Below are 13,489 nucleotides of genomic sequence, written 5' to 3' on the forward strand. Positions count from 1 at the left end.
CCCCAAAAGAGAAATTAGAAACGGAAGGTTGCGGTTGCAACGACCTGACGTTCTGCGCCCCAGAAGCAGCCATAAGTGTTAAAGCAGCTGGCGACGTATTCACGATCGAACAGGTTGTTAACATGCAGCGCCACGTTGGAGCCAGCCATGCCGACTCGCGCCAGATCATAACGCACTAACGCATCCACGACCGTATAACTTCCCACTTTAAAGGAGTTAGCCGGATCACCATAGCTGGAGCCAGTATAACGACCACCGGTGCCCAGCGTCAGACCTGAAAGCGGACCGTCAAAGAAGGTATAGTCAGCCCACAGCGAAGCCATGTGTTTTGGCACCTGTGCAGGCGTATTGCCTTTATAGGTAGTATCGGTGGTGTATTCCGCATCGGTGTAAGTATAAGAACCGACTACGTTAACACTCGCCGACAGCGCCGCTTTCGCTTCGATTTCTACGCCACGTGCGCGGATCTCGCCACCTTCAACCGAGAAGAAGGAACCCTCAGGGTCCGCCATCAGGTTGTTGGTTTTAGTGAGATTATACACGGCACCGGTAACTACAATCGGACGATCTTCCGGTACATATTTCACGCCGACTTCATACTGCTTACCTTTAGACGGTGCGAAAATATTACCATCCTTCCCAACTTGCGAAGAAGGTTCAAACGATTCGCTATAGCTAAAGTAAGGTGTTACGCCATTATCAAACAGGTAGTTAACACCACCACGCCAGGTAAACTGTTTGTCATCACGTTTATCGGTCGTCCCGGCAACGCGGTTAAGAGATTCTTGATCTGCCCAGTCATAACGACCGCCCAGGGTGACCAGCACTTTATCCCACTGCGCCTGATCCTGAACATAAACGCCCGTTTGTTTCTGCTTATTCAGAATGCGGTAAGGGCCGGAGTTTGCCGGATCTTTGGCATTGAAGTCGAAATCGGTATTCACCGGATTGTACAGATTGAGCAGTGGCACAGAGTCGTCGTAACCAAACCAGGCGTTGATGTCATTACGCATACGCATAAAGTCGACACCGGTCAGCAGGGTGTGGTCGATATCGCCAGTGGCAAACTTGCTCTGCAACTGGGTATCAACGGAGAAGTTTTGCAGCTTCTCATCATCAACGACGTATTTACGTGCCAGATAATGGCCTTTATCCGCTGGCGCTAATGCCGCACACTGTTTGCTGTAAGCATTCGCCGGATCGGAGCAGACGCCGTAACCATAAACGCTGTTTTGCGAGGTTTTGTTTTCAGCAAAGCGCAGGTTCTGACGCACAGTAAAGGTGTCGTTAAATTCGTGATCGAAGCTGTAGCCGACCATCTTCTCATTACGAGAATAGGTGTTGTTCTTCGCCCCTTCATTAAAGTCTGTCGGCAGACGCTTACCGTTCGGCAGCGGCTCAACGGTTCCCTCTTTCGGCAACCAGCCGTAATAACCGGTTTCCGGCTCGTTCTGGAAGTAAGAAAGGAAGGTGAAATTGGTTTTATCATCCGGACGCCAGGTGAACGCCGGTGCAATAGCATAACGCTGCTCTTCTGACCCTTTCTGCTGGGCATTGGCAGAACGCGCAAGACCGGTCAGGCGATAAGAGTAAACGCCGTCATCATCCAGCGCATCGCTAAAGTCAAAACCAGTCTGGAACAGGCTGTCAGTACCGGCTTTAAACTGAACTTCTTTGAGCGGTTCGGTGGTCGGACGCTTGCTGACCATATTCAACAGACCGCCAGGACTGCTTTTACCGTAAAGCACGGAAACCGGGCCACGCATAATTTCAGCGCGTTCCAGCATATACGGATCAATGACCGCATCGTTATAGAAGTTGCCCTGCAACTTCAGGCCATTCAGATAGTTATTCTGGCTTTGGCCTTCTGCCGCAAAACCGCGAATGATCAGGTGGTCATAGGTGTTGGATGCGCCACGCGTACCAACAGAGACACCCGGCGTGTAGCTAAGCGCTTCTTTTACCGACTTCGGCTGATGCAGCGCCATCTCTTCGGCGGTCACAACAGAAATAGACTGTGGCACTTTTTGAATCGGCGTATCGGTTTTAGTGCCGGTAGCTGACTGTCGCGCCGCAATAGTTGCAGCAGGCCCCCATGCGCTTTCTTGCGGCGCAGGTGCAGCGGTAACGGTGATAGTGTCTTCTTTCGGTTCAACCGCTGCCTGTGCATAAACAGACATGCCGCTAACCGCTGTGGCTACTACAACTGCGATTTTACGCAGTGAGTGTTTTGGCTGAGCAGTTTTGGAACGCGCCATTGGTATATCTCTGATGTAAAGTGAATGATAACGTAAACGAGAATGATTATTATAAAGATAAGATAATATTCGAAACGCTGGCGGGTTCGCAAGCGGTACGCAATCTGAGCGTTCCTGAAGGGTTAATAAACAACCAGATGAAAAGAAAGGGTTAATACTTTGGGTGGGATGTTATTTTACCGGATGGCAACTCGCCATCCGGTATTTCACGCTTAGACGTTAATTACTACCAAACATATCTTTAATCCAACCGGCTACACCGTCGCTGTCTTTCTGCTCTTGCTGAGCAGGTTGCTGTTGCGGCTGTTGCTGCGGCTGAGAAGACTGATCAAACGGATTGCTTGACGGCTGCTGCTGCATCTCACTCTGCTGGCACAGCGATTGCGGATCGCTGGTCCAGACCGGCAAGACACGCATGCCACCGCTGCAAACAAAGTTGCCGTCGTAGTCCACGCCCATATCTGCAATATCTTCTGGCGGAACAAGATTCAGCGGTGTTGGCGTCTGGTTAGCCAGATAACGCTGATAAATCGACATTGCCCCGCTGGCTCCATACAGTTTGGTCGGCTGGTTGTTATCACGGCCTACCCAGGTGATGGTCACCGTGCTGCCGTCAATGCCCGCAAACCAGGTATCTACGTTATTGTTAGTAGTCCCTGTTTTCCCTGCCAGATGCAGGTTCGGGTATTTCGCCCCAAGCTGACGACCCGTACCGCGTTGTACAACCTGCTGCATGGTCCATAGTGTCAGATACGCCGCCTGCGCCGGAACAGCGCGTTCCGCCTGCGGGAAGCTCTGATACAGCACTTTGCCATCTTCCGCGATTACCGAACGCAGCGCAGAAAGCGGTGCACGGTTACCACCGCTGGCGATGGTCTGGAATGCCTGCGCCACTTCGATTGGCGTTAAGTTCAACGCCCCCAGCAGCATCGCCGGAACCGGATGCAGCTGATCTTTCGGCACGCCCAGTTTGATCCAGGTCTCCGTAACCGCAGGCAGCCCCAGTGCCATCCCCAGATTTACCGTCGGCACGTTCATCGAACGGGTCAACGCATCCACCAGCATCACTCTGCCACTTTCGCTATAACGACGATCATCGTTCTGCGGTGACCAGACCTGGCCATTCGGCTGACGCAGCGCGATTGGCGCATCCGCAATCCACGTGTTCAGGCGATAGATTTTCGGCTGGCTTAAGGCAGTCAGATAAGTCGCTGGTTTTGCAAGGGAACCAATCGAACGACGCGCCTGCATCGCACGGTTGTAGCCCGCAAACTGCGGCTCAGAACCTCCGACCATCGCACGAACTTCACCACTAAAGCGGTCGACGACCACAATCGCGGTTTCCAGATCGCTCAGCTTACGCTGTTTCTTCAGTGCCGGAATGCCTTCCACGGCGGCTTTTTCTGCCGCGTCCTGGGCCACCGAGTCAAAGGTAGTGAAGATCTTCACGCCGGACAGATCTTTTACCTTATCGCCTAATTTCGCCTGCAACTCCTGACGCACCAGTTGCATAAAGGCTGGCTGTGGAGAGATTACCCCACCGCGCGGCTGTACGCCCAGAGGACGCGCGCTGAGCATTTCATACAGTTCACCATCGATAATCTGCTGTTGTTGTAGCAAACGCAGCACCAGATTACGTCGCTCCAGCGCCAGTTTCGGGTTACGCCACGGGTTGTAGATGGACGCCCCTTTCACCATGCCAACTAACAGCGCCTGCTGGTCAAGGCTCAACTCTTCTACCGGGCGACCAAAGTAGTACAGGCTCGCCAGCGGGAAGCCACGAATTTCGTTGTCGCCGCTCTGACCGAGATACACCTCATTCATATACAGCTCAAGAATGCGATCTTTGCTGTAACGCGCATCCATGATCAACGCCATATAGGCTTCGTTCGCTTTACGCCAGTAAGAGCGCTCGCTGGAGAGGAACAGGTTTTTCACCAGCTGTTGCGTCAGCGTACTCGCACCCTGCACCGTGCGACCTGCGGTCAGGTTTGCCAGCACCGCACGTCCGATGGAGTAGAGGCTGATGCCGTCATGCTCGTAAAAATGACGGTCTTCTGTCGCCAGCAAAGTATCCACCAGCAAATCAGGGAAACCACTGCGCGGCACAAACAGACGTTGTTCACCGTTTGGCGAGGAGATCATGGTGATCAGGCGCGGATCAAGACGGAAGAAGCCGAACTGACGGTTGTTCTCCATATTGACGATGGTCGCCAGATGATCGCCATCAAAGGTCAAACGCGCACGCACCTGCCCTTCTTTGCTGTCCGGGAAATCAAACGGACGGCGGATCATCTCAATGCTGTTAGCCTGCACGGTAAATTCGCCAGGACGGGTCATTTTCGACACCTGACGATACTGGGTCGCCTCCAGCAGCTTCACCATCTCGTTCTTGCTGATGGTCATGTCTGGCTCAAGATTGACCATTCGGCCATAAACTGCCGCAGGCAGTTGCCAGACCTTGCCATCAATACGGCTACGAATTTTTTGATCGAGATAAACGCCGTAAATGGCGATCAGCACGGCAAAAACGATAGCCAGTTTTAGCAGTAGCCATAGCCAGCCGCGTTTGCCACGAGGCTTACGCCCTTTGCCTTTGCCCTTACCTTTGCGCGGCATCGGTTCTTCATCCTCATAGTCATCATAATCGTCGTAATCATCGTCATCTTCGTAACGACGACGGCTTACCTTTTGTTTGACCGGACGCGTCGGTTTCCCTTTGCGTCCAATTGGCTCGCGGTCATTCCCGGCCATGCTTTTTCTCCGCAATATTCAGGCGCAAAAGCCCGATTTTCTGTTCTTCTGTTACAAGACAGAAGAAGATATCTCTCAAAATTTGTGCTCGATCGGTCCCCTCTCCCTTGAGGGAGAGGGTTAGGGTGAGGGTGAACGTGCGCGCTGATGCCCTCACCCCGGCCCTCTCCCACAGGGAGAGGGAGAAAACCAACCTTACGAATACTTTTTCGTCCGTCGCGTCGGTGCAGTGTTTGCCGGGTCGTCCGGCCAGACATGTTTGGGATAACGCCCTTTCATCTCTTTTTGCACCTCACGGTACGCTCCTTTCCAGAAGGCGCTCAAATCTCGTGTGATTTGTAATGGCCTTTGGGCAGGGGAAAGCAACTCCAGCACCAGCGGCACGCGCCCCTGGGCGATCGTCGGATTGGTGGCCTCACCAAACATCTCCTGCATTCTCACCGCCAGCGCGGGCGGGTTATCTTCATGATAACGAATGGCGATCCGGCTTCCCGTCGGCACAGTGTAATGCGCAGGCAATTCACTATCCAGACGTTGCTGCATTCCCCAATCAAGTAATCCGCGTAGTGCCTGATAAATGTCGAGTGATTTCAGGCCGCGTAGTGAATGCACGCCGGTCATATGTGGCAGCAGCCACGTTTCCAGCGTCGCCAACAAACTTTCATTATCAACCGCAGGCCAGTCATATTCCGGCAACCACTTTGCGGCGCATAACAAACGCAAGCGTAGCTGTTCCGCTTCCGCCGTCCAGTTGAGCACGCTTAAACCTTTATCACGGATGCCATTAAGCATCGCCTGATGCAACTCGTCTTCTGACGGTTTCGCCAACGGCTGCACTTTCACCGTCAACTGACCGATTTGCAGCCGACGCCAGGCTTTCAGCGTACCTTGCGCGTCATCCCATTCCACGGTGTCAGATTGCTGCACCAGCTGCGGACAGCGTCGCACTAATTCATCAATATCGACCGGTAGCGCCAGTAAAATCCGCGCATCCGGCGAGGCGCTGCCCTGCAATAATAACGGTGCGATCAACCATTCGTGGCGGCTTAGCGCGTCGTCGGCATCGAGCATCGCTCCCATGCCGTTTGCCAGTTGATAGCGTCCATCTTGCCCACGGCGGCGAGCAATGCGATCGGCAAACGCCCCGGCAAGTAGCGGCGCGATAAGCGAACTGTCTGCCTCACCGCCGCGTACGTTTAAGCGTTTTAACAGTTGCTGACTACGTTGCTGCCAGGCTGGTTGATTGCGCGAAAACGCCACGCCCAGGTCACTATTGCCCATCCGTGGCGGCTCTTCGAGAATGGCGGCAATTTTTGCCGCGGTAGCAGCTTCGTCGTCGTTCTTCGCGCTAACCAGCATTGCCGCTAAACGCGGATCGTTACCCAGCGCTGCCATTTTTTGCCCTTGCGCACTAAGCCGTTCACCGTCCAGCGCCCCCAGCATCCGTAACAGGCGTTTCGCGGCCAGTAGATTCACCGTTGGCGGTTGATCCAGCCAGCTCATCTGCGTCGGATCGCTGCATCCCCATTGCAGTAATTCCATCAGCAAACCGGAAAGATCGCTTTGTAATATTTCCGGTTCACTTTGCGCCGCGGCGCGTTCTGCTTGTTCCTTGGCGATTAAATGCAGGCAGATACCCGGCTCCAGACGCCCGGCGCGCCCGGCACGCTGCGTCATGGATGCCTGGCTAACGCGTTGAGTAATCAGCCGCGTAAGCCCCGTGCGCGGATCAAAGCGCGCCACACGCTCCTGGGCACAATCCACCACCAGACGAATACCTTCGATGGTTAAACTGGTTTCAGCAATATTGGTCGCCAGCACCACTTTGCGCATCCCTTGCGGTGCCGGGAGGATCGCTTTTCGCTGATCGTTCAGCGACAACGCGCCATACAGCGGGCAGAGCAACACATCACTGCCGATGCGCGAAGCCAGTTGTTCCTGCACACGCTGAATTTCTCCGACGCCAGTTAAAAATAACAGTAATGATCCACTTTCCTGACGCAGCATTTCGGCGGTGGCAACCGCGACGGCTTCGTCAAAACGCTGATGCGCGGGCAGCGGTAAATAACGGCGTTCAACCGGAAACGAGCGCCCTTCTGAGATGACGACGGGCGCTTCTGGCAGCATTTGCTGCAAGCGGTCGTTGTCCAGCGTAGCCGACATAATCAGCAGTTTAAGGTCATCACGCAGACCTTGTTGCACATCGAGTAACAGCGCCAACGCCAAATCCGCCTGCAAGCTGCGCTCATGAAATTCATCAAGGATCACCAGTCCAACACCGCTCAGTTCCGGGTCACGCTGGATCATCCGCGTCAGCACGCCTTCGGTAACTACTTCCAGGCGGGTATTCGGCCCGACGCAGTTTTGCGCACGCATCCGGTAGCCAACGGTATCGCCTGGCTTTTCGTTAAGCAGCTCCGCCAGCCGTTGCGCGACGTTACGCGCCGCCAGACGACGCGGCTCCAGCAGGATAATTTTTCCGTTAATGCCGGGATGCGCCAGCAATTGCAGCGGCAGCCAGGTTGATTTCCCGGCCCCGGTCGGCGCACTTAATAATACCTGCGGCGCACAATCGAGAGCGGTAAGTAATTCAGGTAAGACGGCAGCAACGGGCAACGACGACACAAAACGCTCCAGAGGGTTAACATTCTTCGCGCCACATTGTAGCATCGCGGTAATTCATAACCGAGTGCCTCACATGTCTGAACCGCAACGTCTGTTCTTTGCTATCGACTTACCTGCAGAAATCCGCGAACAGATTATCCACTGGCGCGCCACACACTTCCCACCTGAGGCGGGACGTCCGGTCGCCGCCGATAATTTGCATCTGACTCTGGCATTTTTAGGCGACGTGAGCGCCGAGAAAGAGAAGGCGCTTTCTCTTTTAGCCGGACGGATTCGTCAATCTGGTTTCACACTCACGCTTGATGACGCCGGACAATGGCTGCGTTCGCGTGTGGTGTGGTTAGGGATGCGTCAGCCTCCACGCGGCTTAATCCAGCTGGCGAATATGCTCCGTTCACAGGCTGCCCGCAGCGGTTGTTTTCAAAGCAATCGTCCGTTTCATCCACATATTACCTTATTGCGCGACGCCAGCGAGGCGGTGACAATCCCGCCGCCAGGTTTTAACTGGTCATATGCGGTGACGGAGTTCACCCTTTACGCCTCCTCGTTTGCCCGTGGACGCACACGCTACACGCCGCTAAAACGCTGGGCGCTAACGCAATAACAAGGATTGTCGCAATGGAATTTTCTCCCCCTCTACAGCGCGCGACGCTAATTCAGCGTTACAAACGTTTTTTAGCCGATGTGATCACACCCGATGGTCGCGAATTAACGCTACACTGCCCGAATACGGGTGCGATGACCGGTTGTGCAACGCCTGGCGATACCGTCTGGTATTCGACTTCAGACAACACCAAACGGAAATACCCACACACCTGGGAATTAACTCAAAGCCAGAGCGGCGCATTTATTTGCGTCAACACGCTTTGGGCTAACAGGTTGACGAAAGAGGCTATCCTTAATGAATCAATTTCAGAACTGTCAGGCTATAGCTCGCTGAAAAGCGAAGTAAAATACGGCGCAGAACGCAGCCGTATTGACTTTATGTTGCAGGCGGATTCGCGTCCAGACTGCTATATTGAAGTGAAATCGGTTACGTTAGCGGAGAACGAACAGGGATATTTTCCCGATGCGGTCACTGAACGAGGTCAGAAACACCTTCGGGAGTTGATGAGCGTAGCGGCTGAAGGCCAGCGTGCGGTTATCTTTTTCGCCGTGCTGCATTCAGCCATTACACGGTTTTCACCCGCGCGCCACATCGATGAGAAATACGCGCAACTATTGTCAGAAGCTCAACAGAGGGGGGTAGAAATTCTGGCTTACAAAGCGGAAATTTCTGCTGAAGGCATGGCTCTTAAAAAATCACTGCCGGTTACATTGTAGTAAAGTAAGTAACTGGTTAATTTACATTCTGGTCGCGTGCGCAAATACGCTTTTCCTCACACAGTTGTCAAGTGTTACGTTTAGATAATTGCTATCCGGAAAAGCATCTGCTATTTATAGCGGCCTCATTTTTCCCCCGAACATGGGGATCGATAGTGCGTGTTAAGGAGAAGCAACATGCAAGAAGGGCAAAACCGTAAAACATCGTCCCTGAGTATTCTCGCCATCGCTGGGGTGGAACCATATCAGGAGAAGCCGGGCGAAGAGTATATGAATGAAGCCCAGCTGGCGCACTTCCGTCGTATTCTGGAAGCATGGCGTAATCAACTCAGGGATGAAGTCGATCGCACCGTTACACATATGCAGGATGAAGCAGCCAACTTCCCGGACCCGGTAGACCGTGCAGCCCAGGAAGAAGAGTTCAGCCTCGAACTGCGTAACCGCGATCGCGAGCGTAAGCTGATCAAAAAGATCGAGAAGACGCTGAAAAAAGTGGAAGACGAAGATTTCGGCTACTGCGAATCCTGCGGTGTTGAAATTGGTATTCGCCGTCTGGAAGCGCGCCCGACAGCCGATCTGTGCATCGACTGCAAAACGCTGGCTGAAATTCGCGAAAAACAGATGGCTGGCTAATTACAGCCGTTCCATCACGTTTACCACAGGCGGGAAATGCTCCCGCCTTATTTTTTGTTCAAAGAGATGACAGACACACAGTATATTGGCCGCTTCGCCCCCTCTCCTTCCGGCGAGCTTCATTTTGGCTCTCTGATCGCCGCGCTCGGCAGCTATTTGCAGGCTCGCGCCCGGCAAGGTCGCTGGCTGGTACGCATAGAAGATATCGACCCGCCTCGTGAAGTTTCCGGTGCCGCAGAAACTATCCTGCGCCAGCTGGAACATTACGGTCTGCACTGGGACGGCGATGTTCTCTGGCAATCGCAACGTCACGACGCCTATCGTGAAGCACTCGCCTGGTTACATGAACAAGGACTAAGTTATTACTGCACCTGTACGCGTGCGCGTATTCAAAGCATTGGCGGTATTTACGACGGTCATTGCCGGGTGTTGCATCATGGACCAGACAACGCCGCAGTGCGTATCCGCCAGCAGCATCCGGTCACGCAATTTACTGACCAGCTGCGCGGCATTATTCACGCCGACGAAAAACTGGCACGGGAAGATTTTATCATTCATCGCCGTGATGGGTTGTTCGCCTACAACCTGGCTGTTGTGGTTGATGATCATTTCCAGGGCGTTACAGAAATAGTGCGTGGGGCTGATCTGATTGAACCAACAGTAAGGCAAATCTCGCTGTACCAGCTTTTTGGCTGGAAAGTGCCAGATTACATTCATCTGCCGCTGGCGCTTAATCCACAAGGCGCTAAACTTTCCAAGCAGAATCATGCGCCTGCGTTGCCGAAAGGCGATCCACGCCCGGTACTAATCGCGGCACTTCAATTTCTGGGGCAGCAGGCAGAAGCACACTGGCAGGATTTCAGCGTCGAGCAAATCCTTCAGTCAGCCGTCAAAAACTGGCGGCTTACCGCCGTGCCCGAGTCGGCAATTGTAAATTCAACATTCTCAAATGCGTCATGCTGAGCTATGATTAGCCGCTATTTTTTTGTCCTGAATGATGTTTGACACTACCGAGGTGTACTATTTTTACCCGAGTCGCTAATTTTTGCCGCAAGGTGCTAAGCCGCGAGGAAAGCGAGGCTGAACAGGCAGTCGCCCGTCCACAGGTGACGGTGATCCCGCGTGAGCAGCATGCTATTTCCCGCAAAGATATCAGTGAAAATGCCCTGAAGGTAATGTACAGGCTCAATAAAGCGGGATACGAAGCCTGGCTGGTTGGCGGCGGCGTGCGCGACCTGTTACTTGGCAAAAAGCCGAAAGATTTTGACGTAACCACTAACGCCACGCCTGAGCAGGTGCGCAAACTGTTCCGTAACTGCCGCCTGGTGGGTCGCCGTTTCCGTCTGGCTCATGTAATGTTTGGCCCGGAGATTATCGAAGTTGCGACCTTCCGTGGACACCACGAAGGTAACGTCAGCGACCGCACGACCTCCCAACGCGGGCAAAACGGCATGTTGCTGCGCGACAACATTTTCGGCTCCATCGAAGAAGACGCCCAGCGCCGCGATTTCACTATCAACAGCCTGTATTACAGCGTAGCGGATTTTACCGTCCGTGATTACGTTGGCGGCATGAAGGATCTGAAGGACGGCGTTATCCGTCTGATTGGTAACCCGGAAACGCGCTACCGTGAAGATCCGGTACGTATGCTGCGCGCGGTACGTTTTGCCGCCAAATTGGGTATGCGCATCAGCCCGGAAACCGCAGAACCGATCCCTCGCCTCGCTACCCTGCTGAACGATATCCCACCGGCACGCCTGTTTGAAGAATCGCTTAAACTGCTACAAGCGGGCTACGGTTACGAAACCTATAAGCTGTTGTGTGAATATCATCTGTTCCAGCCGCTGTTCCCGACCATTACCCGCTACTTCACGGAAAATGGCGACAGCCCGATGGAGCGGATCATTGAACAGGTGCTGAAGAATACCGATACGCGTATCCATAACGATATGCGCGTGAACCCGGCGTTCCTGTTTGCCGCCATGTTCTGGTACCCACTGCTGGAGACGGCACAGAAGATCGCCCAGGAAAGCGGCCTGACCTATCACGACGCTTTTGCGCTGGCGATGAACGACGTGCTGGACGAAGCCTGCCGTTCACTGGCAATCCCGAAACGTCTGACGACGTTAACCCGCGATATCTGGCAGTTGCAGTTGCGTATGTCCCGTCGTCAGGGTAAACGCGCATGGAAACTGCTGGAGCATCCTAAGTTCCGTGCGGCTTATGACCTGTTGGCCTTGCGAGCTGAAGTTGAGCGTAACGCTGAACTGCAGCGTCTGGTGAAATGGTGGGGTGAGTTCCAGGTTTCCGCGCCACCAGACCAAAAAGGGATGCTCAACGAGCTGGATGAAGAACCGTCACCGCGTCGTCGTACTCGTCGTCCACGCAAACGCGCACCACGTCGTGAGGGTACCGCATGACAGTGGCGTATATTGCCATAGGCAGCAATCTGGCCTCTCCGCTGGAGCAGGTCAATGCTGCCCTGAAAGCATTAGGCGATATCCCTGAAAGCCACATTCTTACCGTTTCTTCGTTTTACCGCACCCCACCGCTGGGGCCGCAAGATCAACCCGATTACTTAAACGCAGCCGTGGCGCTGGAAACCTCTCTTGCACCTGAAGAGCTACTCAATCACACACAGCGTATTGAATTGCAGCAAGGTCGCGTCCGCAAAGCTGAACGCTGGGGACCACGCACGCTGGATCTCGACATCATGCTGTTTGGTAATGAAGTGATAAATACTGAACGCCTGACCGTTCCGCACTACGATATGAAGAATCGTGGATTTATGCTGTGGCCGCTGTTTGAAATCGCGCCGGAGTTGGTGTTTCCTGATGGGGAGATGTTGCGTCAAATCTTACATACAAGAGCATTTGACAAATTAAACAAATGGTAATTTATTTATATTGCGAATATAAATATTTTCTGAAAATCATATCTCATCTCTTTCCTTAATTACGATTTTAGTTTAAACATCTCTTTGCGGAAATAATATAACTTCCTATAAATAAATATCAATCCCATCTCCATACCCTAACCAATTGCACTTGTGAACTTATTTTTACTTAATTTTGAATTAAGTAAATTTAATTTGTTCAAAAGCTTCTAAAGTGCACAATAGGCGACCTAATGAACAATGGTTGTAAATTTGGGTAACAAATATCATTGCTCATTAATATCTAACATTTGTTTCTCCTATTTGTGTCATGAATAGTCATTCTTCAAACATGTAGTCTGACTAATGGAATTTTATTAAAGGATTTTTATGTCTAAAAAATTAGGTTTTGCCCTGTCTGGTCTTATGCTGGCGATGGTTGCAGGTACTGCTTCTGCTGATATGGACGGCGGTCAGTTAAATATCAGTGGTCTGGTTGTTGATAACACCTGTGAAACCCGCGTTGACGGCGGTAACAAGGATGGTCTGATCCTGCTGCAAACCGCAACCGTTGGTGAAATCGATGCTGGCGTACTGAATGACACCGTTGGCGCTAAAGCTAAACCTTTCAGCATCACCGTTGACTGCAGCAAAGCAAATCCGAATCCAGGTAGCACGGCTAAAATGACCTTCGGTTCTGTTTTCTTTGGTAACAGCAAAGGGACTTTGAACAACGACATGTCTATTAACAACCCATCTGACGGCGTTAATATCGCTCTACACAATATTGATGGTTCCACTATCAAACAGGTTCAAATTAACAACCCTGGCGATGTGTATACTAAAGCCCTGGATGCAACGACAAAATCTGCTGTTTATGATTTTAAAGCGTCTTACGTTCGTGCCGTCGCAGACCAAACAGCAACTGCTGGTTATGTAAAAACTAACACTGCATACACCATTACTTATCAGTAAGTATTCACCAGTTAAATTGATTGAATGAATATACAGGGAATAATAA

The 13,489-nt window shown here is 52.4% G+C and carries 10 protein-coding genes; 7 read left to right on the plus strand and 3 right to left on the minus strand.

What is annotated here, in order from left to right; all coding sequences use genetic code 11:
- Positions 1 to 14: 14 nt before the first annotated feature.
- From fhuA to hrpB, 3 genes are all read right to left on the minus strand, one after another.
- Positions 15 to 2,258 carry a ferrichrome porin FhuA gene (gene fhuA, locus AB4H76_RS18920; RefSeq protein ID WP_000124421.1) on the minus strand — a complete coding sequence of 748 codons (2,244 nt, stop codon included), beginning with the start codon at positions 2,256 to 2,258 and terminating at the stop codon, positions 15 to 17.
- A gap of 219 nt (positions 2,259 to 2,477) precedes the next feature.
- A complete protein-coding gene (gene mrcB, locus AB4H76_RS18925) occupies positions 2,478 to 5,012 on the minus strand; it encodes a bifunctional glycosyl transferase/transpeptidase (RefSeq protein WP_000918149.1) in 2,535 nt (844 codons plus the stop codon).
- 195 nt (positions 5,013 to 5,207) lie between these two features.
- The gene (gene hrpB, locus AB4H76_RS18930; protein WP_001300640.1) at positions 5,208 to 7,637 is read right to left on the minus strand and encodes an ATP-dependent helicase HrpB; all 2,430 of its coding nucleotides are present in this window, start codon (positions 7,635 to 7,637) and stop codon (positions 5,208 to 5,210) included.
- 73 nt (positions 7,638 to 7,710) lie between these two features.
- Here hrpB and thpR point away from each other — a divergent pair, with 73 nt between their 5' ends.
- The 7 genes from thpR to AB4H76_RS18965 all read left to right on the plus strand — a co-directional run bounded on the left by thpR (position 7,711) and on the right by AB4H76_RS18965 (position 13,443).
- Positions 7,711 to 8,241 carry an RNA 2',3'-cyclic phosphodiesterase gene (gene thpR, locus AB4H76_RS18935; protein ID WP_001294693.1) on the plus strand — a complete coding sequence of 177 codons (531 nt, stop codon included), beginning with the start codon at positions 7,711 to 7,713 and terminating at the stop codon, positions 8,239 to 8,241.
- A 14-nt stretch (positions 8,242 to 8,255) separates the two neighbouring features.
- Positions 8,256 to 8,960 carry a DNA/RNA nuclease SfsA gene (gene sfsA, locus AB4H76_RS18940; protein ID WP_000396036.1) on the plus strand — a complete coding sequence of 235 codons (705 nt, stop codon included), beginning with the start codon at positions 8,256 to 8,258 and terminating at the stop codon, positions 8,958 to 8,960.
- Between the two features lie 177 nt (positions 8,961 to 9,137).
- Positions 9,138 to 9,593 (plus strand): RNA polymerase-binding protein DksA, encoded by a 456-nt coding sequence (gene dksA / locus AB4H76_RS18945; RefSeq protein WP_001155227.1) that lies wholly within the window; start codon positions 9,138 to 9,140, stop codon positions 9,591 to 9,593.
- Between the two features lie 66 nt (positions 9,594 to 9,659).
- Positions 9,660 to 10,556 (plus strand): tRNA glutamyl-Q(34) synthetase GluQRS, encoded by an 897-nt coding sequence (gene gluQRS / locus AB4H76_RS18950; RefSeq protein ID WP_235837665.1) that lies wholly within the window; start codon positions 9,660 to 9,662, stop codon positions 10,554 to 10,556.
- A gap of 59 nt (positions 10,557 to 10,615) precedes the next feature.
- A complete protein-coding gene (gene pcnB, locus AB4H76_RS18955; RefSeq protein ID WP_010723084.1) occupies positions 10,616 to 12,013 on the plus strand; it encodes a polynucleotide adenylyltransferase PcnB in 1,398 nt (465 codons plus the stop codon).
- On the plus strand, positions 12,010 to 12,489 hold the full coding sequence (folK, locus tag AB4H76_RS18960) for a 2-amino-4-hydroxy-6-hydroxymethyldihydropteridine diphosphokinase (protein WP_000215139.1): 480 nt from the start codon (positions 12,010 to 12,012) through the stop codon (positions 12,487 to 12,489). Before pcnB ends, folK begins: the two co-directional genes overlap by 4 nt.
- A gap of 369 nt (positions 12,490 to 12,858) precedes the next feature.
- Positions 12,859 to 13,443: a fimbrial protein gene (locus AB4H76_RS18965; RefSeq protein WP_000038438.1), complete on the plus strand. Its 585-nt coding sequence runs from the start codon at positions 12,859 to 12,861 to the stop codon at positions 13,441 to 13,443.
- Positions 13,444 to 13,489: the final 46 nt, after the last annotated feature.

Origin of the sequence: Escherichia sp. UTM R2 (assembly GCF_048593455.1) — a bacterium.
Classification (GTDB): domain Bacteria; phylum Pseudomonadota; class Gammaproteobacteria; order Enterobacterales; family Enterobacteriaceae; genus Escherichia; species Escherichia coli.